At 50.4% G+C, this 20,508-nt stretch carries 15 protein-coding genes and 2 tRNA genes; 10 read left to right on the plus strand and 7 right to left on the minus strand.

Annotated elements, in window-relative coordinates; all coding sequences use genetic code 11:
* Window positions 1-17: 17 nt before the first annotated feature.
* Window positions 18-2,393 carry a phosphoenolpyruvate synthase gene (gene ppsA, locus EC840_RS01505; protein WP_132963824.1) on the plus strand — a complete coding sequence of 792 codons (2,376 nt, stop codon included), beginning with the start codon at window positions 18-20 and terminating at the stop codon, window positions 2,391-2,393.
* A gap of 501 nt (window positions 2,394-2,894) precedes the next feature.
* On the opposite strand, the gene ydiK is transcribed toward ppsA, so the two are convergent.
* Window positions 2,895-3,992 (minus strand): AI-2E family transporter YdiK, encoded by a 1,098-nt coding sequence (gene ydiK, locus EC840_RS01510; RefSeq protein ID WP_112287953.1) that lies wholly within the window; start codon window positions 3,990-3,992, stop codon window positions 2,895-2,897.
* Window positions 3,993-4,396: 404 nt separating this feature from the next.
* On the opposite strand from ydiK, the gene EC840_RS01515 reads away from it, so the two are divergent.
* Both EC840_RS01515 and EC840_RS01520 read left to right on the plus strand, forming a co-directional pair.
* A complete protein-coding gene (locus EC840_RS01515; protein ID WP_112287952.1) occupies window positions 4,397-7,453 on the plus strand; it encodes an FAD-binding and (Fe-S)-binding domain-containing protein in 3,057 nt (1,018 codons plus the stop codon).
* Between the two features lie 16 nt (window positions 7,454-7,469).
* Window positions 7,470-7,889 carry a hotdog fold thioesterase gene (locus EC840_RS01520; RefSeq protein WP_132963825.1) on the plus strand — a complete coding sequence of 140 codons (420 nt, stop codon included), beginning with the start codon at window positions 7,470-7,472 and terminating at the stop codon, window positions 7,887-7,889.
* Window positions 7,890-8,016: 127 nt separating this feature from the next.
* Here EC840_RS01520 and EC840_RS01525 read toward each other — a convergent pair whose 3' ends face one another.
* Window positions 8,017-8,421, minus strand: a complete 405-nt coding sequence (locus tag EC840_RS01525; protein ID WP_112287950.1) for a hypothetical protein — start codon at window positions 8,419-8,421, stop codon at window positions 8,017-8,019.
* A 458-nt stretch (window positions 8,422-8,879) separates the two neighbouring features.
* Here EC840_RS01525 and sufA point away from each other — a divergent pair, with 458 nt between their 5' ends.
* The 7 genes from sufA to EC840_RS01560 all read left to right on the plus strand — a co-directional run bounded on the left by sufA (window position 8,880) and on the right by EC840_RS01560 (window position 15,920).
* Window positions 8,880-9,251, plus strand: coding sequence for a Fe-S cluster assembly scaffold SufA (gene sufA / locus EC840_RS01530; RefSeq protein WP_129638556.1), 372 nt, complete (start codon window positions 8,880-8,882; stop codon window positions 9,249-9,251).
* Window positions 9,252-9,302: 51 nt separating this feature from the next.
* Complete coding sequence (gene sufB, locus EC840_RS01535) at window positions 9,303-10,838, plus strand: Fe-S cluster assembly protein SufB (RefSeq protein ID WP_120161788.1); 1,536 nt, start codon at window positions 9,303-9,305, stop codon at window positions 10,836-10,838.
* Window positions 10,839-10,960: 122 nt separating this feature from the next.
* A complete protein-coding gene (gene sufC, locus EC840_RS01540; RefSeq protein WP_112287948.1) occupies window positions 10,961-11,707 on the plus strand; it encodes a Fe-S cluster assembly ATPase SufC in 747 nt (248 codons plus the stop codon).
* Window positions 11,682-12,983, plus strand: coding sequence for a Fe-S cluster assembly protein SufD (gene sufD / locus EC840_RS01545; RefSeq protein ID WP_120161789.1), 1,302 nt, complete (start codon window positions 11,682-11,684; stop codon window positions 12,981-12,983). Before sufC ends, sufD begins: the two co-directional genes overlap by 26 nt.
* Window positions 12,983-14,203, plus strand: a complete 1,221-nt coding sequence (gene sufS / locus EC840_RS01550; RefSeq protein ID WP_132963826.1) for a cysteine desulfurase SufS — start codon at window positions 12,983-12,985, stop codon at window positions 14,201-14,203. The genes sufD and sufS overlap by 1 nt, the downstream gene beginning before the upstream one ends.
* Window positions 14,204-14,231: 28 nt before the next feature.
* Window positions 14,232-14,645: a cysteine desulfuration protein SufE gene (sufE, locus tag EC840_RS01555; protein ID WP_129638559.1), complete on the plus strand. Its 414-nt coding sequence runs from the start codon at window positions 14,232-14,234 to the stop codon at window positions 14,643-14,645.
* Window positions 14,646-14,903: 258 nt separating this feature from the next.
* The gene (locus EC840_RS01560) at window positions 14,904-15,920 is read left to right on the plus strand and encodes a L,D-transpeptidase family protein (protein ID WP_112287944.1); all 1,017 of its coding nucleotides are present in this window, start codon (window positions 14,904-14,906) and stop codon (window positions 15,918-15,920) included.
* Between the two features lie 208 nt (window positions 15,921-16,128).
* Here EC840_RS01560 and EC840_RS01565 read toward each other — a convergent pair whose 3' ends face one another.
* The 5 genes from EC840_RS01565 to EC840_RS01585 form a co-directional block, all read right to left on the minus strand.
* Window positions 16,129-16,365 (minus strand): major outer membrane lipoprotein, encoded by a 237-nt coding sequence (locus EC840_RS01565; protein ID WP_056773575.1) that lies wholly within the window; start codon window positions 16,363-16,365, stop codon window positions 16,129-16,131.
* Window positions 16,366-16,658: 293 nt separating this feature from the next.
* On the minus strand, window positions 16,659-18,071 hold the full coding sequence (gene pykF, locus EC840_RS01570) for a pyruvate kinase PykF (protein ID WP_112287943.1): 1,413 nt from the start codon (window positions 18,069-18,071) through the stop codon (window positions 16,659-16,661).
* A 553-nt stretch (window positions 18,072-18,624) separates the two neighbouring features.
* Window positions 18,625-18,701: transfer RNA gene (locus EC840_RS01575), tRNA-Val, on the minus strand.
* 28 nt (window positions 18,702-18,729) lie between these two features.
* Window positions 18,730-18,806, minus strand: a tRNA-Val gene (locus EC840_RS01580).
* A gap of 220 nt (window positions 18,807-19,026) precedes the next feature.
* Window positions 19,027-20,400, minus strand: a complete 1,374-nt coding sequence (locus EC840_RS01585) for an MATE family efflux transporter (RefSeq protein WP_112287942.1) — start codon at window positions 20,398-20,400, stop codon at window positions 19,027-19,029.
* Window positions 20,401-20,508: the final 108 nt, after the last annotated feature.

Below are 20,508 nucleotides of genomic sequence, written 5' to 3' on the forward strand. Positions count from 1 at the left end.
TAAGAAAGGATTGTTTCATGGCTCATCTCGATCCCGATTTACGCAATGTTATCTGGTACAACCAACTGGGTATGAACGACGTTGATAAAGTCGGGGGCAAGAACGCATCCCTCGGGGAAATGATCACCAATTTGTCCGATTTGGGTGTTTCCGTTCCGAACGGTTTTGCAACGACGTCTCAGGCATTTAATGATTTTCTCGATCAGAGCGGCGTAAACCACCGTATCCATGAATTGCTGGATAAAACGGATGTGGACGACATCGCGCAACTGACCAAAGCGGGCACGCAAATCCGTCAGTGGATCATTGAGACGCCGTTCCAGCCAGAACTCGAGCAGGCTATCCGCGAGGCTTATCAGCAGCTTTCTGAGGGCGAGCCGGAGGCTTCTTTCGCTGTGCGTTCATCGGCAACGGCCGAAGATATGCCCGATGCGTCTTTTGCCGGGCAGCAGGAAACTTTCCTGAACGTTCAGGGATTTGATGCAGTCATGACTGCCGTGAAACATGTTTATGCTTCTCTCTTCAACGACCGCGCCATTTCTTATCGTGTGCATCAGGGCTACGACCACCGCGGTGTGGCGTTATCTGCCGGTGTCCAGCGTATGGTGCGTTCAGACCTCGCCGCAGCTGGCGTGATGTTTACAATCGATACTGAATCGGGTTTTGATCAGGTGGTCTTTATCACTTCTGCCTACGGCCTGGGTGAAATGGTGGTGCAGGGGGCGGTGAATCCCGACGAGTTCTATGTACATAAGCCGACGCTCGACAAGAAAAAACCGTCGATCGTTCGTCGCACCATGGGCTCAAAGAAAATCCGCATGGTTTATGCACCAAGTCAGGAGCACGGCAAGCAAGTCCAGATTGAAGATGTGCCAGCCGAACTGAGCACCCGATTCTCCCTGACTGATGAAGAAGTGCAGGCGCTGGCGCGTCAGGCGATACTGATCGAAAAACATTATGGCCGCCCGATGGATATCGAATGGGCTAAAGATGGTCATAACGGCAAACTCTATATTGTGCAGGCGCGTCCTGAGACCGTACGTTCAAACGGTCAGGTGATGGAACGTTACCAGCTCAATGGCAGCAGCAAAGTGTTGGTGGAAGGACGTGCAATTGGTCACCGCATCGGTGCGGGGCCCGTTAAGATCATCCACGACATCAGCGAAATGCATCACGTTAAGGCAGGCGACATCCTGGTGACCGATATGACGGATCCCGATTGGGAGCCGATCATGAAAAAGGCATCAGCCATCGTGACTAACCGCGGCGGTCGTACCTGTCACGCTGCGATTATTGCCCGTGAACTGGGCATCCCTGCTGTTGTCGGTTGCGGAGACGCCACTGAGAAACTCACCGAAAATCAGAAAGTCACGGTTTCCTGTTCAGAAGGTGATACCGGATATGTGTATCAGGATGAACTGGATTTCAGTGTACAAAGTTCTGAAATCGATGAGCTGCCAAAATTACCGCTGAAAATCATGATGAATATCGGTAATCCGGATCGTGCTTTTGATTTCGCCTGCTTACCGAATGAAGGAGTCGGGCTGGCGCGTCTGGAATTTATCATCAACCGCATGATTGGCGTGCACCCAAAAGCCTTGCTGGAGTTTGACCAGCAGCCGGCTGAATTGCAGGAAACCATCAATAAGATGATCCAGGGCTATGACAGCCCACGCGAATATTATGTGGCACGCCTGACGGAAGGGATCGCGACGCTCGGCGCGGCTTTCTGGCCAAAACGCGTCATTGTTCGTTTGTCTGATTTCAAATCAAACGAGTATGCCAATCTGGTAGGCGGCGAGAAGTATGAACCGCATGAAGAAAACCCGATGCTCGGTTTCCGCGGTGCTGGCCGTTATGTATCAGACAATTTCCGCGATTGTTTTGCACTGGAATGCGAGGCAATGAAGCGCGTGCGTAATGACATGGATCTCACTAACGTTGAGGTGATGATTCCGTTTGTACGCACGGTGGCGCAGGCGGAAGCCGTGGTCGCCGAACTGGCAAATCAGGGACTTAAGCGCGGCGAAAACGGGCTGAAAGTTATCATGATGTGCGAAATTCCGTCGAATGCTTTACTGGCGGATCAGTTCCTCGAACACTTTGATGGATTCTCGATTGGCTCGAATGACATGACTCAGCTTGCTCTGGGGCTGGATCGTGATTCCGGAGTGGTTTCTGAACTCTTTGATGAGCGAAATGACGCCGTCAAAGCGTTGCTGTCGATGGCAATCAAAGCCGCGAAAAAGCAGGGCAAGTATGTCGGCATCTGCGGGCAGGGCCCCTCAGATCATCAGGACTTTGCGCAATGGCTGATGGATGAGGGAATCGACAGTCTGTCGCTGAATCCGGATACAGTTGTACAAACCTGGCTGGCGTTAGCAGAAAAGTAAATCGATTCATAAAGCAATTCCTAACACATAAAATAAAGGCTGTCACTCATGGGTGATGGCCTTTTCATTTTGTGCAAAAGGACTGAAAAATATTTATATCAGGAAGGAGAAAACAGAAAAACGAAGGTTTTTAGCGGGTGGTTTTATCAGGTAATAATTAAAAATCACAGGAGAATGAAGTTAGCGGACAATAAATAAAAAAAAGGCCCGTCATAAGACAGGCAAAGACTACACACAGCAATTTGGGGTATACCGGCTCAGGGGGAAGCCTGTATATAAATCAGTGAGTTGACATCCGAACTGTTAATAATACTAAGTTTCTCAAGGTATTTAGTCTGTAAGAATTCTCCTAATAGAGTTCATTCTCATACTATTTAGTGAGGGCAGTTATTGAGGAGCGGATAGAGGGTAAAATAGGGAGCAGAGGAAAGGAATAAAATAACGGCGCTGCCACATTCAATTTTATGGGCAACGCCGTCAGAAAGTTACTTAATGAAGAGTTTATTCATCCAGTGCTTTTAAAGCTTCTTCCGGATCCATCTCTGGTTCAGGGGCTTCATGTACCCAGAGGGAAATCAGGCGATACGATACGGCCAGTACCACTGGTCCGATGAACAGCCCGATCATACCGAAGGCAAACAATCCCCCGATAACACCAGAGAGAATCAGCAACATGGGTAAATCTGCACCCATGCGGATCAGAACGGGACGCAGTACGTTATCAAGTGACCCGACCACGCAGCTCCAGACCAGAAGCACGGTGCCCCAGGTATTGTCGCCGGACCAGTAAAGCCAGATGATTGCCGGTATCAGTATGAGCAACGGACCTATTTGCGCAACGCAGCAAACGAACATCACAACGGTGAGCACGGTAGCATAAGGGATGCCCGCAATCGCCAGCCCGATACCGCCGAGAATTGACTGCACAATGGCGGTTACGACTACGCCTAAAGCCACAGCGCGGATGGCCTGACCGGCCAGAATAACGGCAGCGTCACCGCGTTCCGCGGCCAGACGAATGGCAAAGTGGCGGATCCCTAAAGCAACCTGTTCGCCACGGCTGTACAGCAAGGCACTGAACAACAGCATCAGCGAACAGTGGACAATAAACCGACCAAGATGACCGGCCTGAGTGACAAACCACGCGGCGGTTTGTCCGACGTAAGGCTGAACTTTAGTCACCAGCGCATTACCGCCGCCATTAATCAGGGCGTGCCAGCCGGTATACAGCTTATGGCCCACCAGCGGAATGGAATTGAGCCAGTGGAAATCAGGCATATGCAATGAGGAAGGATGACTGGCGATTTCAACCAGAGGCGCTCCATTCTCAATTGCACTGCTGACCAGCATCGCAATAGGCAGAACGAATAATAAAATCAGTAACAAAGTCATGATGATGACGGCAAGGAACCTGCGTCCCCAAAGCAGCCGCTGGAGCTTGATCATCAGCGGCCATGTCGCGATAACCACCATGCCTGCCCAGACAAACCCAAGAATAAAGGGCTGAACGATCCAGATACTGGCGATGGTCATCAGTGCAATAAACAACACCCCAAACATAATCTGAGGTAAATCGTAACGTTTAATTGGGAGATTCATTCATGTTTCTCAATGTGATAAACGAAGTAAGGCACGAACCCTGTGCCTCCATACTTTGTATTTCAAACGCGGGATATTAAATCCAGGGTAGTCAAAATTCAGTGTGCGCATGATCCCGCGTGTCCATGATCAGTGTGTTCAAAATCCAGCCTGTCTGAAATAAGCATGGAACATCCGGCTGCTTTTGGATAGCTCGCCGCAAGATTAGTTGCAACGCGTTGTGCTGATACGCGATTTTTGCGATTCATCATGAAAGTAATGCAACAAACGGCAACCAGACGGAGCGCGGAAAAACGAAGTATGTTAGTTTTTATTCTGGGTAAATAACAGGTGGATCTGCAACTCAGATCCGGCAGGTCGCCTCGGGCCCGCCAGGCATACAACAAAGACAGAGTCATAATTCAATGATCCCACAGATTTCTCAGGCGCCGGGTGTCATCCAGCTGGTGCTCGATTTTTTGGAAGCGTTAAAAAAGAACGGTTTTACGGGTGATGTCACAACAACTTATGCAGATCGGCTGACGATGGCGACAGATAACAGCGTCTATCAGTTGTTGCCGGATGCTGTCTTATTCCCGATCGCCACGTCAGACGTTGCACTGATTGCCCGTCTTGCAGGGCAGGAACGTTTTAAAACGCTGGTATTCACTCCGCGCGGTGGCGGTACCGGTACCAACGGTCAGTCGCTGAACCGCGGCATTGTGGTTGATATGTCCCGTCATATGAACCGCATTCTCGATATCAATACAAAGCAGGGTTGGGTAAAAGTTGAAGCCGGTGTGATTAAAGATCAGCTCAATGATTATCTGCGTCCGTTGGGTTATTTCTTCTCTCCGGAACTCTCGACCAGTAACCGCGCCACGCTCGGCGGGATGATCAATACCGATGCCTCCGGGCAGGGCTCGCTGGTGTACGGTAAAACCTCAGATCACGTGCTTGGCGTCCGGGCCATTGTGCTTGGCGGCGACATGCTGGATACCACAGCGATCCCGACAGAGCTTGCAGATAAACTGGGCGAAGAGGATTCAGTTATCGGGCGGATTTACCGCACGGTGCTCGACAGCTGCCGCGACAACCGTGCGCTGGTAATAGAGAAATTCCCAAAACTTAACCGTTTCCTGACCGGATACGATTTGCGTCATGTGCTGAGTGATGACCTGCAAACCTTCAATCTGACACGAATTTTGACCGGCTCAGAAGGCTCGCTGGCCTTTATTACTGAAGCCCGTCTGAACATCACACCAATCCCGAAAGTGCGTCGCCTGGTCAACATCAAGTATGACTCTTTCAACTCGGCCCTGCGCAACGCACCTTTTATGGTGGAAGCGAAAGCTCTTTCAGTAGAAACCGTTGACTCAAAAGTGCTGAATCTGGCACGTGAGGATATTGTCTGGCACAGCGTACGTGACTACATCACGGATGTTGAAGGCAAAGATATGCAGGGGCTTAACATTGTTGAGTTCGCCGGCGATGATGCTGATCTCATCGAAAGCCAGGTGAGCGCATTGTGTGAGCGTCTCGACGGGCTGATGAGTGACAAAGAAGGCGGTGTGATTGGTTATCAGATTTGCGCCGATCTGCCTGGTATAGAGCGCATCTATAACATGCGTAAAAAAGCCGTCGGGCTGCTGGGCAATGCGAAAGGGCAGGCTAAACCATTGCCATTTGCCGAAGACACTTGTGTTCCGCCTCAGCATCTGGCGGATTACATCGTCGAATTTCGGGCGCTGCTCGACAGCCATCATCTGAGCTACGGAATGTTTGGTCACGTGGATGCGGGCGTATTACACGTACGTCCGGCGCTGGATATGTGCGATCCGCAGCAGGAAATGTTGCTCAAGCAAATTTCCGATGAAGTTGTCGCACTGACGGCAAAATATGGCGGGCTGCTGTGGGGCGAGCATGGAAAGGGTTTCCGTGCCGAATACAGTCCGGCCTTCTTTGGTGAAGAGTTGTTCCATGAGTTACGCCGGATCAAAACCGTGTTTGACCCGGACAACCGCCTCAACCCAGGTAAGATCTGTGCGCCGCTGGATTGCGATGAACCGATGATGAAAGTGGACGCGGCGAAACGCGGCACACTGGATCGCCGTATTCCGCTGGAAGTTCGTCAGTCATTCCGCGGTGCGATGGAATGTAACGGCAACGGGTTATGTTTCAATTTCGATGTGAAAAGCCCGATGTGCCCGTCGATGAAAATCACCGGCAGCCGCATTCATTCGCCTAAAGGTCGCGCTGGTCTGGTACGCGAATGGTTGCGCCTGCTGTCAGAACAGGGGGTTGATCCGCTGGCGCTGGAAAATGCGCTGCCTGAAAAAGGGCTAAGTTTCCGTACCCTGATTGACCGCACGCGTAACACCTGGCACGCCAATAAAGGCGAATATGATTTTTCGCATGAAGTGAAAGAGGCGATGTCAGGCTGTCTGGCCTGCAAAGCCTGTTCCACACAGTGTCCGATTAAAATTGATGTTCCCGGGTTCCGATCGCGGTTCCTGCAGCTTTATCACACACGATATCTGCGTCCTGCTCGTGATCACTTTGTGGCCGGCGTGGAAAGCTACGCACCGCTGATGGCAAAAGCACCGAAGTTGTTTAATTTCTTCCTCAAACAACCCTGGGTGCGTGAAATGAGCCGGAAAAGTATTGGCATGGTAGATTTGCCTTTACTCTCTTCTCCGACATTGCGCGAGCAGCTACTTGGACATCGCGCCAGTACGATGACGCTTGAGCAACTTGAAGCCATTTCTCCTGCGCAGCGTGGCGAATACGTGCTGGTAGTTCAGGATCCGTTCACCAGTTTCTATGATGCGCAGGTGGTGGCTGATTTTGTCCGGCTGATTGAGAAACTTGGCCTCAAACCTGTTCTGTTGCCATTCTCTCCGAACGGTAAAGCGCAGCACATTAAAGGCTTCCTCACTCGTTTTGCGAAAACAGCGAAGAAAACGTCGCTGTTCCTCAACCGTGTTTCGCAATTAGGAATGCCGATGGTCGGCGTCGATCCGGCGCTGGTGCTGTGTTATCGCGATGAATATAAGGAGATCCTGGGCGAGTCGCGTGGCTCATTCCAGGTACAACTGGTGCATGAATGGCTTGATGCGTGGCTGGCTGAACGCCCGGCACAGCAGCAAAGCGGCGAATCCTGGTATCTGTTTGGTCACTGTACGGAAAGTACGGCGTTGCCAAACAGCGGCAAGCAATGGGGTGATATTTTTGCCCGCTATGGCGCGAAGCTGGAAAACGTCAGTGTCGGCTGCTGCGGAATGGCCGGGACGTACGGCCATGAAACTAAAAATCTTGAGAATTCTCTGGGGATTTACGAGCTATCCTGGCATACCTCTTTGCAGCGGTTGCCGCGCCAGCGCTGTCTGGCAACCGGTTATTCATGCCGTAGTCAGGTTAAGCGTATTGAGGGTAACGGTGTCCGCCATCCGTTACAGGCCTTGCTGGAAATCATTCCCTGACCATTAAGGAAGCTTTATGTCACTCTGGAAACGCAGTACCACGCTGGACGCGCTGAATGAGCGCAGTCAGGGATGTATGGTCGGGCATGTGGGGATAGAATTTACCCAGCTGGGCGAGGATTTTCTCGAGGCGACCATGCCCGTGGACAGCCGCACGACACAACCTTTTGGCCTGCTGCATGGCGGGGCATCGGTGGTTCTGGCGGAAACCATGGGATCGATGGCAGGCTATTTGTGTTGCGAAGGCAGCCAGACGGTGGTCGGCGTGGAGATTAACGCCAGCCATATGCACTCAGCACGCGAGGGACATGTGCGCGGTGTGTGTCATGCATTGCGCGCCGGGCGCCGCAGCCAGGTCTGGCAAATCGAAATTTTTGATGAGAAAGGAAATCTTTGCTGCGTGTCGAGGCTGACCACGATGGTGATTGATCACTGAGACAGGCCCTGTCAGTTATCTTGATTCCTCAGTTATCTTGAGTCGTGTTTCAGAGAAGGGCGGATACATTAATCATGTGTCCGCCTTTTTATTTGGCTTAAAAATGGCGTAACACATTGAAATTAAGTCAAAGCTGGAAAGGGACGCGTTTCGCAAAGTCAGTTTGAAATGCCGTTGCTTTTTCCCAGATGCCCATCATGGCATAATACTGACAAATGAGTTTTAACGTATGCCGCGCAAAATGATAACTCTGAACACGAAAGAGCTCACAGCGGACAACACTGTTGATTTCCAGAATCAGGCGGTTGTGCAATTTGCATAGCGCATGCAGATAGCTGTGATCATCGCCGTTTTGCAGGCACAGGTTAGCCATTTCCAGACAAATGTTGTTGAAGCGTTTGAGCTGACATAAATGTGCATCAGGACGTCGTAAGGCCGCATCAGCCATGTAGAAATCCACTGTGGCATCGCGGACATTCGATTTGTATTCGTCGATCTTGCCTTGCAACCACGCATTTACCGATTGAGCCATTCTCAGTATTCCGGGTTATCTGAATGATAATCATTATCAAAGAATGACCATCATATTGGCAAAAAATGACCGGATCAACGTTTTCATCGGGTTTTTTTCATTTTGTTGTGCGAAAGCAGATAAGCAAAAAGAGCTTTAATTTTTTCGGTTGTGGCGAATTCATAAATAGGCATTTCCGATGAATGTTTTATAATAGAAACAATGAAAGCTATTAACCCGCAATGTTTATAAGGTTAATTTTAATTTTTAACAAAAAATTGACAATTTATTCAATCAGTTGATGGTTGCGGTGTTCAAGACCCGCCAGCGACCAGGTGTTAACCCGATGCACATTGAGCGACTTTCCTCATGGGCAATCGCTATACCCTCTTAAAACAAGAGGTTGAAGTGGTACCTGTTATCACTAGAATAGAGACAATAGGTCTTGTCTATGACCGTAAAATTACGAGGTAAGACAGATGCAAACTGAAACTGTCGGCTCTTTCTCTTTAGACGACAACGTATGGCAAGGTGTGAGCCTGACTGATTCTGCCGCAAAACAGATTAATACTCTGATGGCGCAGGATCCTGACGTTAAAGGTCTCCAGCTCTCGGTGAAACAATCGGGCTGTGCCGGCTTTGGCTACGTTCTGGATTTAACCAAACAACCAGCCAGTGATGATCTGGTGTTTGAACATGACGGCGCTTTGCTGTTTGTTCCGCTGAAGGCCATGCCTTTCATCGACGGAACTGAGGTAGATTTTGTCCGTGAAGGACTGAATCAGATATTTAAATTCAATAATCCTAAAGCTCAGCATGCCTGCGGGTGTGGCGAAAGTTTCGGCCTGTAAGAAACGGCTTTCAGTTTTTAAGATTATTGTAAACAAAGCGATGTAACCAACATGTCACGAAGCAACGTAGAAATTCCAGATGATGTGCAGTCTTGGGTCGGCGAGGGAACGAACTATAAAGAAGGGTTCTTTACCCAGCTTGCAACCGATGAATTAGCATCAGGCATCAACGAAGATGTGGTGCGTGCCATTTCCGCGAAGCGTAATGAGCCTGAGTGGATGCTGGAGTTCCGTCTGCAGGCTTATCATGCCTGGTTGAAAATGGAAGAACCGCACTGGCTCAAAGCGTATTACACGCCTCTTGATTACCAGGATTACAGCTATTATTCCGCGCCATCATGTGGCAGCTGCGATGATACCTGTGGTTCTCAGCCTGGCGCCACACAGCAGCCTCCGGAAAATTCTCACAGCATTCCTGCGCTTGACGGCGCTCTTGACAATAAAAACTACCTCACCAGTGAAGTAGAAAAAGCCTTTGAGCAGCTGGGTGTTCCGGTTCGTGAAGGTAAAGAAGTGGCGGTCGATGCAATTTTTGACTCCGTTTCTGTCTCCACGACTTACCGTGAAAAGCTGGCGGAATCAGGCGTGATTTTCTGCTCATTCGGCGAAGCCATTCACGAATACCCTGATCTGGTGCGCAAATACCTCGGTACTGTGGTGCCTGCGCAGGATAACTTCTTCGCCGCACTGAATGCTGCCGTTGCTTCTGATGGTACCTTTGTCTATGTGCCAAAAGGCGTGCGTTGTCCGATGGAACTGTCGACTTATTTCCGTATCAACGCGGCGAAAACCGGCCAGTTTGAACGTACTATCCTGATTGCCGATGAAGGCAGTTACGTGAGTTACATCGAAGGGTGTTCGGCGCCAGTTCGTGATACCTACCAGCTGCACGCCGCGGTTGTGGAAGTGATTCTGCACAAAGACGCGGAAGTGAAATATTCCACTGTCCAGAACTGGTTCTCCGGCAGCAAAGACAGCAGCGGCGGTATTCTGAACTTCGTGACCAAACGCGCATTGTGCGAAGGCGCGGGTTCGAAAATGTCCTGGACGCAGTCTGAAACCGGCTCAGCGATCACCTGGAAATACCCAAGCGTTATTCTCAAAGGCGATAACTCTATCGGTGAATTTTTCTCGGTTGCACTGACCAGCGGCAAACAGCAGGCGGATACCGGCACCAAAATGATCCACATTGGTAAAAATACCAAGTCGACCATCATCTCTAAAGGTATCTCTGCGGGTCACAGCCAGAACAGCTATCGCGGTCTGGTTAAGATCCTGCCAAGTGCAGAAAATGCGCGTAACTTTACGCAGTGTGACTCGATGCTGATTGGCGCGGACAGCGCAGCGCATACCTTCCCGTATGTCGAAGTGCGTAACAATACTGCGCAGCTGGAACACGAAGCCACAACGTCAAAAATCGGCGATGACCAGCTGTTCTACTGTCTGCAACGTGGTATCAGCGAAGATGACGCGATTTCCATGATTGTTAACGGTTTCTGTAAAGATGTCTTTTCCGAGCTGCCGCTGGAGTTCGCTGTCGAAGCACAGAAACTGCTGGCCATCAGTCTTGAACATAGCGTCGGTTAATTCGCCGACGTTTTTCCTGCCGGTGTAGCGTGGTGTGACGTCAGCACCGGGCAGGTTTTAGTTCAGCACAGTCAAAGCATAAACAGAATTAAGAGCGCGCTGGCGCAAACTCAAGGATACGTATGTTAAGCATTAAGAATTTGAAGGTCCGTGTCGAAGAAAAGGAAATTCTGAAAGGCCTTGATCTGGAGATCAAACCGGGTGAAGTACACGCCATCATGGGCCCGAACGGCTCAGGTAAAAGTACGCTCTCCGCGACACTGGCTGGCCGCGAAGATTACGAAGTCACCGACGGCTCCGTAATCTTCAACGGTAAAGATTTGCTGGAACTCGCTCCGGAAGACCGCGCTGGTGAAGGCGTCTTTATGGCTTTCCAGTATCCGGTGGAAATTCCCGGTGTGACTAACCATTTCTTCCTGCAAACTGCGGTAAATGCAGTGCGTAAATACCGCGGACAGGAACCAATGGACCGTTTTGACTTCGCTGATTTCATCGAAGAAAAAATCGAAATGCTGAAAATGCCTGCCGATTTGCTGACCCGTTCAGTGAACGTTGGTTTCTCCGGCGGTGAGAAAAAGCGTAACGACATTCTGCAAATGGCAGCCCTTGAGCCAAATCTGTGCATCCTGGATGAAACCGACTCCGGTCTGGATATCGATGCCCTGAAAATCGTTTCTGACGGTGTTAACACACTGCGTGACGGTAAACGTTCATTCGTTATCGTAACCCACTACCAGCGTATCCTCGACTACATCAAGCCTGACTACGTGCACGTTCTGTATCAGGGCCGCATTGTTAAATCCGGCGATTTCACCTTGGTTAAACAGTTAGAGGAGCAGGGTTATGGCTGGCTTACCGACGAAGAGTAATGCACCTGCGGCGGGCAGTTCGCACGCCATGCAGCAGCTTTACCGTCTTTTTGAAAGCCGTGGCGGTGAACAATCCACTCACGCTCATGCACACTGGCAACAGGTGCTGCGCCTGGGTTTCCCGCACGCAAAACTGGAAGACTGGAAGTACACTCCGGTTTCTTCACTGCTGGGTAATCAGTTCTTTGCTCCGCAGCAACAGGCACTGACTGTTGAACAGGTTAAATCGCTGGCGCTGCCAGTGGATTGCTACCGTCTGGTATTCATTGATGGCCGTTTCGATGCGGATCTCAGTGATTCAGATACCGGTGCTTTTGAAATTGAAAAACTGAGCCCGGCGGCGCAACAGACGTTGCCTGATCCGATTCAGTCAGAAGTGTTTTTGCACCTGACCGAAAGTCTGGCGCAAGATTCCCTATCTGTACGTTTGCCCGCGGGCAAGCAGGCCGAGAAGCCGCTGTATCTTTTACATCTGAGCAGCGGTCGTGACCAGTCACGCGAAATGAACACCGTGCATCATCGCTATCATCTGGCGATTGAGGGCGGTGCGAATGCAGAAGTGATCGAACATTATCTCAGCCTGAACGATCACGGCCATTTCACCGGCGCACGTATGACGGTGAATGTGGGCGATAATGCCGATTTCACGCATTACAAACTGGCCTTTGAAAGCCAGGCAAGTTTCCATTTCTCGCATAACGATCTGGTTATTGGTCGCGATGCGCGTGTTGCCAGCCACAGTTTCCTGCTGGGAGCGGGTCTGACCCGTAATAACACCAGTGCGCAGCTGAACGGTGAAAACAGCGAACTCAACATTAACAGTCTGGTTCTGCCGGTTGATTCTGAGATTGCTGATACCCGTACTTATCTGGAACACAACAAAGGTTATTGCAACAGCAACCAGTTGCATAAAGTGATCGTGAACGATCGTGCTAAAGCGATTTTCAACGGCATGATCAAAGTGGCGCAGCACGCACTGAAAACCGACGGCAAAATGACCAACAACAACTTGTTGCTGGGCAAACACACTGAGGTTGATACCAAACCGCAGCTGGAAATTTATGCCGATGATGTGAAGTGCAGCCACGGTGCTACTGTGGGTCGTATCGACGACGAACAGCTTTTCTATCTGCGTACCCGTGGGATCAGCGGTCAGGATGCTCAGCAAATGATCATCTTTGCTTTTGCCGCTGAACTGACGGAAGCCATTGAGAATGAAACCCTGCGTGAAGTCGTCATTGCCCGTATTGCAGGCCGGCTAAATCGAGGTAAGTAATGAGTTTTCCACTGGAAAGAGTACGTAGCGATTTCCCTGTGCTGAGCCGTGAAGTTAACGGCCAGCCGCTGGCCTACCTTGACAGCGCGGCCAGCGCACAGAAACCGCGTCAGGTCATTCAACGTGAAATGTCTTTCTTCGAGCAAGGTTATGCTGCGGTTCACCGCGGCATTCATACCATGAGCGCGGAAGCCACCGAGCAGATGGAAAACGTCCGCACGCAGGCCGCACAATTCATGAATGCTGCGTCGGCAGAAGAAATTGTCTTCGTGAAAGGTTCCACGGAAGCCATTAACCTGGTCGCCAATACCTGGGGGCGTGAGTTTTTACAGCCCGGCGACCATATCATTCTGACCGAAATGGAACACCACGCGAACATCGTGCCATGGCAGATGTTGGCGAAAGAACGTGATCTGCACATTGATGTCTGGCACCTGACGCCGCAAGGCGAACTGGATTTTTCGCAGCTTGAATCCCTGATCACGCCGCGCACTAAATTGCTGACGCTGGCGCATGTTTCTAACGTGCTGGGCACCGTTAACCCGATCGAAAAAATCATTCCTCAGGCGAAAGCCGCAGGGCTGACCGTTCTGGTGGATGGCGCGCAGGCGGTGATGCATCACGCGGTTGACGTTCAGGCGCTGGGTTGTGATTTCTATGTCTGGTCCGGGCACAAACTTTACGGACCTACCGGTATCGGTATTCTTTACGGTCGCAAAGCGTTGCTGGATCAAATGCCACCCTGGGAAGGCGGCGGCTCGATGATCAAGCATGTCAGTCTGACCGAAGGGACGACCTTTGCCGCTGCTCCTTGGCGCTTTGAAGCGGGTACCCCAAACACCGGCGGTATCATGGGGCTGGGCGCCGCCATTGAATATGTGACTGAACTGGGTCTTGAGAATATCCACGCTTATGAACAGGAACTGATGGCTTACGCGCTGAAAGCGATGGAGCAGGTGCCGGATATTCAGATTTATGGCCCGGCGACGCGTGCTGGAGTGATTGCGTTCAATCTGGGTAAACACCATGCCTATGATGTCGGCAGCTTCCTTGACCAATATGGTATTGCCATTCGCACCGGTCATCACTGTGCGATGCCGTTAATGTCCTTCTACGGTGTGCCGGCTATGTGCCGCGCATCGCTCGCGATGTACAATACCCGTGAAGAAGTCGACCGTCTGGTCGCAGGACTGCAACGTATTCACCGGCTGTTGGGGTAATCCCGCCAGCCTTGATCAGGATGTTGTTATGGCTTTGCCCGATAAAAATAAGTTAGTCAAAAACTTTTCCCGGTGCCCGAACTGGGAAGAGAAGTATCTCTACGTGATCGAACTGGGTGGCCAGTTACCGGCTTTGGCGGAAGAACATCGTCAGGATAAAAACCTGATTTCCGGTTGCCAGAGCCAGGTGTGGATTGTGATGCGTACCGATGAAAATGGTGCGCTGACTTTTGAGGGTGACAGTGATGCTGCCATCGTGAAAGGTCTGGTGGCGATCGTGTTCAGCCTTTATCAGGGTCTGACTCCGCGTGATGTGGTAGAGCTGGATGTGCGTCCGTTCTTCACGGAGCTGGAACTGAGCCAGCATCTGACGCCTTCACGCTCGCAAGGGTTAGAAGCGATGATCCGCTCGATTCGCGCTAAGGCTGCTGAGCTGTCTTAATTCAGCCCCTGCAGTGCTGCTTTGCTCATTAGGAATTGTCTGCTAATGAGCAAAGCAAATTCTCCGTTCTGCCTTTTGCTATTCATTTTTAGCCTGATTTTTCAATTCACTATCTTTGTCGTTTTCGCCTGACTCCCTTTCGGTAACTTTCTGATTTTCTGTGGTTTGATTGCCACAGGATTCTGCGCTGCTAGTATTACCAGACGAGATAATGTCTTGCCTCAGATTGTCTGAGCGCAGGCCGAAAAAGGACTGAGTATGAGACGCGCATTACCCCTTCTGGCAATGTTAGTTGGCACGTTTGTGGCAACCCATTCCATGACCGCAAGTGCAGCAGAATACCCTTTGCCGCCGGATAATAGCCGCCTGATTGGCGAAAACACGACTTATGTGGTGCCAAATGACGGCAAACCGCTGGAAGACGTGGCAGCCAAATATCAGATTGGCCTGATCGCTATGCTGGAAGCCAATCCCGGCACGGATCCTTATCTGCCGAAAGCGGGAACCGTACTGACTATCCCTTCACAGATGCTGTTACCTGACACGAAACGTGAAGGCATCGTGGTGAATCTGGCAGAGCTGCGTCTGTACTACTATCCGAAAGGCGAGGATAAAGTCATCGTCTATCCGATTGGTATTGGCCAGCTGGGTCGTAATACGCCTGAAATGGTCACCTCCGTTAGCCAGAAAATCCCTAACCCTACGTGGACGCCGACGGCCAACATCCGCAAAGCGTATCTGAAAGACGGCATTACGTTGCCGGGAATGGTACCTGCTGGTCCGGATAACCCGATGGGACTTTTTGCGATGCGTCTGTCGGCCGGAACAGGGCAGTATCTGATCCACGGTACCAATGCCAACTTTGGTATTGGAATGCGCGTGAGTTCCGGCTGTATTCGTCTGCGTCCGGACGATATCGAAGCGCTGTTTAACTCAGTCCCAAAAGGAACCCGCGTGCAGATTGTGAATCAGCCAATCAAATATGACGTGGAGCCGGACGGTAAGCGTTACATCGAAGTGCATCAACCTTTGTCGCATACAGAAAAGGATGATCCGCAGACTAAACCGATTCCGCTGACTGCAGCAATGAAGAAATTCATCAGGAACGATGAGACTAATGCTGCAATGGTGAAAGAGGCGATTACCCGCCGCTCCGGTATGCCTGTCGTGGTGAGTGTGGGTGATAAAGCAACAGATACGCCATCACCTGTTAATGAGCCGCAGACGGCAGCTTCAGCACAACAATCTGATGTGACAACCGCAAGCGCGCAGTAAACGTTACAAAAACGTTTCAGAAGCGATCTTCACTGAAGGAGCCATCATGGCTCCTTTTTTTATGTCAGTCGTTCGGAGGTGCCATAGAGAGTGTTTTAGGAATGAGTGTTGATGAAGGGTAGGTGCGTTGAAAGAAGGTAGGGGCGGATAAAATTGCAGGCAAAAAAAATGGCGCACTGAGTGCGCCATTGAACTAGAGAAGTAAATATTACTTCTTGTAAGCGTGAGCTTGGTTGTCAAGACGTTGGTTAGCGCGAGCTGCATCGTCTTTAGCTGCTTGAACGTCAGAACGCATTGCGTTCACGTCGTTGCTCAGTTGGTCAACTTTAGAGTTCAGAGTAGAAACGTCTGAAGACAGTTGGTCGATTTTAGCATTGCTTGAACAACCAGCCAGCATAGTTGAAGCCAAGATTACAGCGCCCAGTACCAGTTTAGTGCGATTCATTATAAAACCCTCTAGATTAAGTTAATCTCCATGTAGCGTTACAAGTATTACACAAACTATTTTCTAATGAGAATAATTTTTTGTCGGTAAACGCTATATTTTGATCGTTCGCTCAAAGAAGCATCTTTTTTTTCGAAAAAGTTAAAAATTGCAGCGAAAACAGCTGTATTCCATGGGACTTATCCCAATTATGCTACTACCGCTTTTCGCACTTTTTATGAAGCAAGATACTTTTTGAATAAATAAACGCCACTTATCGCGGCGTTCATTAATGCTTCTGGTCACGTTTTTAATTAAACAACATGCACCGATGAAGTATTTGTTGTGCCGCTCTGAACCAGTGCGCCAGAAACCATCACTACGATGTCGCCTTTCTGAGCCAGACCACTTTCGATAGCGGCTTCTTTACCGATACGGTAGAAATCATCAGTAGAGGCAATTTCTTTCACCAACTGAGTCACAACACCTTTGGTCAGGATTAACTGACGTGCTGTGATTTCATTGGTGGTCAGAGCCAGGATAGTGGCATGCGGGAAGTATTTACGCACAGCTTTAGCAGATTTACCACCGCTGGTTGCAACAACGATAAGTGGCGCATCCAGTTTCTCAGCAGTTTCTACCGCACCGCGGCAAACGGCTTCAGTAATACGCAGTTTGCGGTTGTCGTTCTGACCATCGATGCGGCTTTGCATTACGCGGTCAGTACGGTCACAAATGGTGGCCATGATAGTCACAGCTTCCAGCGGGTATTTACCTTTCGCACTTTCACCAGACAGCATGACAGCGTCGGTGCCGTCGATGATGGCGTTAGCGACGTCGCCTGCTTCAGCGCGGGTAGGGCGTGGGTTTTTGATCATGGAATCGAGCATTTGCGTAGCGGTGATAACCACTTTGCGTGCACGGTTACATTTCTCAATCATCATCTTCTGCGCGAAGATAACTTCTTCAACCGGGATTTCTACGCCCAGGTCGCCACGGGCAACCATGATGCCGTCAGAAGCTTCGAGGATTTCGTCGAAGTTGTTCAGGCCTTCCTGGTTTTCAATTTTGGAGATGATCTGGATGTGCTCGCCACCGTGTGCTTTCAGGTGTTCGCGGATTTCCAGAACGTCAGAACGTTTACGGATGAAGGAAGCCGCGACGAAGTCAACGCCTTGCTCACAACCGAAGATCAGGTCACGTTTGTCTTTTTCTGCCAGCGCTGGCAGGGCGATAGAAACGCCAGGCAGGTTAACGCCTTTGTTCTCGCCCAGGTCACCGTTGTTCAGCACTTTACAGGTCACTTCGGTTTCAGTGACGTTAGTCACTTCCATACCGATCAGGCCGTCATCGACCAGAATGGTGTTGCCGATTTTCAGGTCAGCTGCGAAGCCCTGATAGGTCACGGCTACGCGCTGGGTGTTACCGATAACGCTTTGATCAGTGGTGAAGGTATACGTCTGACCCGCAACCAGAGAAGCGTCTTTGCCGCCTTCCAGTTTCATGGTGCGGATTTCAGGACCTTTGGTGTCCAGCAGAATTGCCGCTTTGTGACCGGTCTTCGCCATCACGTTGCGGATATTTTGGATGCGCTGACCGTGCTCTTCATAATCACCGTGGGAGAAGTTCAGACGCATAACGTTCATGCCTGCATCAAGCAGTTTGGTCAGCATTTCTTCGGATTCGGTTTTCGGGCCGATGGTACAAACAATTTTGGTCTTTTTCATGACGATTTTATCTACAAGTTGTGATGGAATGGAAAAGTGTTTGCCTGACAGCAGAGCTGCCCGCGCGGAATTGAGATGGTGCCTGGTTGAATCAAATCATTACTAAGCGTAGAAGACTGTGAAAGGAATGGTGTAGTAAGTTCAGCCAAAGCATAGCGATTTGTGCGATTTATCATCGCTACTGGAGTAGTCACGCTTTTATTGGGGCGATATCGACAGATCAAGGGGCTGAAACCATTCAATCGAAGAGACGATGCGTATTATAGAGGGGAACGGGTTGGGAAACCAAATAAAAAACGTGATGTTGCGCAAGCTTAGGAGAGATATCGGAACGTTGTTTTGAATTCAATCAATGCGGGCAGCGTATCAGTCAGCAGGTCACAACATTTTTTTCACCGCGCGATCGCAAATAACACAAGTAACAAATAATCGTAAAAAAATACAAACACATGTCATCGAAGAGCACTGAAGAAAAGCAGGCAGAACGTTCAGGGATTTTAGTGTTGGGAGGCGAATCAGGTTTACATCAGGTAGGAAAGAGAGAACGTTGCTTTGGTGCGTCCGAGTGGACTCGAACCACCGACCCCCACCATGTCAAGGTGGTGCTCTAACCAACTGAGCTACGGACGCACATCATGCAACGGTACTGCGAGAAAATTGGTGCGTCCGAGTGGACTCGAACCACCGACCCCCACCATGTCAAGGTGGTGCTCTAACCAACTGAGCTACGGACGCATCGTTTTTCTGTTTGTCAGCCAGTGTTGGCGACGGGGACGAATATTAACGACCTCTCTGAATACTGGCAAGGGAAAAAAGACATTTTCCTGTCATATTGTGCGTGACTGTCGAGCTAATGCGCATTGCGTTGTTTTTTTAGGCATAACAGCCACTATGCAGACCCTAAAAACCACGCGCTTCCAGGAGATAATTTCAGCGCGTGGGCAAGAGCAGAGGATCAGCGACCGGCTTTTTGCAAAATTGTGTAGGACGGTTGCTTCTGCAACCAGCGCATGCGCAAGGTCATCATTAGCGCCGCAAAGGTCAGTCCCAGAATAAATCCGCACCAGAAACCACTTGGTCCCATTCTCGGCACCAGCAAATCGGTAAGGCCCAGCATGTAACCGACCGGCAGTCCCAGCACCCAATAGGCGATGAACGTAATATAGAAGATAGAGCGTGTATCTTTATAGCCGCGCAGAATGCCGCTGCCAATCACCTGGATGGCGTCTGAAATCTGGAATAACGCCGCAAAAATAAGCAGGTGCGAGGCCAGCATCACCACTTCCGGGCTGTCGTTATACAGCGCGGCAATGTGTTCACGGAACAAAATCGCCGTCGTCGCGGTGCAACAGGCCATGAGAATACCGGTCACGATACTGGTATAAGCGGCGACTTTCGCACCTTCAACGGAAGATTCCCCAAGCTTTGAACCCACCCGAATTGTCGCTGCCACACCGAGTGAAAGTGGTACGACAAACATCAGTGAGCCGACGTTAAGGGCTATCTGATGGCTGGCCACGGCCACGATCCCCAGCGGAGAAACCAGCAGGGCCACGATAGCGAACAGCGTGACTTCGAAGAATAATGCCAGTGCAATCGGCAGGCCGAGTTGTGAAAGACGGCGTAGTGTCGCCCAGTCGGGTTTGGCAAAACGCGAAACAGGCTGAGTGTCACGCAGGGCACGGTTATGACGGACATAAAATCGCATCATAAAGAACATTACCCAGTAGACGGTGCCCGTGGCGACGCCGCAGCCGACACCGCCAAGGGCAGGCGCGCCGAATTTACCGTAGATGAAAATATAGTTAACGGGAATATTCACCAGTAAACCGATAAAGCCAAATACCATCCCCGGCTTGGTTTTGGACAAGCCTTCACACTGGTCGCGCAGCACCTGGAAGAACAAATAACCCGGAGCGCCCCACATGATGGCATGCAAATAACCGACAGCCTTTTCTTTCAGCTCCGGATCAATATTGTGCATCAGGCCGAGGATATGGTCGCACTGATAGAGTACGGCGATGACCAGCACGGACACGCCGGAGGCCAGCCAGAATCCCTGCTGAACCTGATGACCAATTTTGTCGCGACGACCGGCACCGTTTAAGTGCGCGATGGTTGGCGTCAGGGACAGTAACAAACCATGTCCGAATAAGATCGCGGGCAACCAGATGGAGGTCCCGACGGCGACGGCGGCCATGTCCGTGGCACTGACCGAACCGGCCATTATGGTGTCGACAACGCCCATGGAAGTCTGAGCGATTTGCGCAAGGATGACCGGAATGGCAAGCGCTAATAAAATCCGCGCCTCTGCAAGGTACTTCTGCACAGATACACCTTTTTTCGTTGATTATACTGAATAAAAAACGCCACGAAGGGTGGCAATAAAGAGTGGGAAATAGTCCGAAGATTGTACATTGTCGGTATTTTTAAGCAA

Origin of the sequence: Rahnella sp. JUb53 (genome assembly GCF_004346065.1) — a bacterium.
GTDB lineage: Bacteria > Pseudomonadota > Gammaproteobacteria > Enterobacterales > Enterobacteriaceae > Rahnella > Rahnella variigena.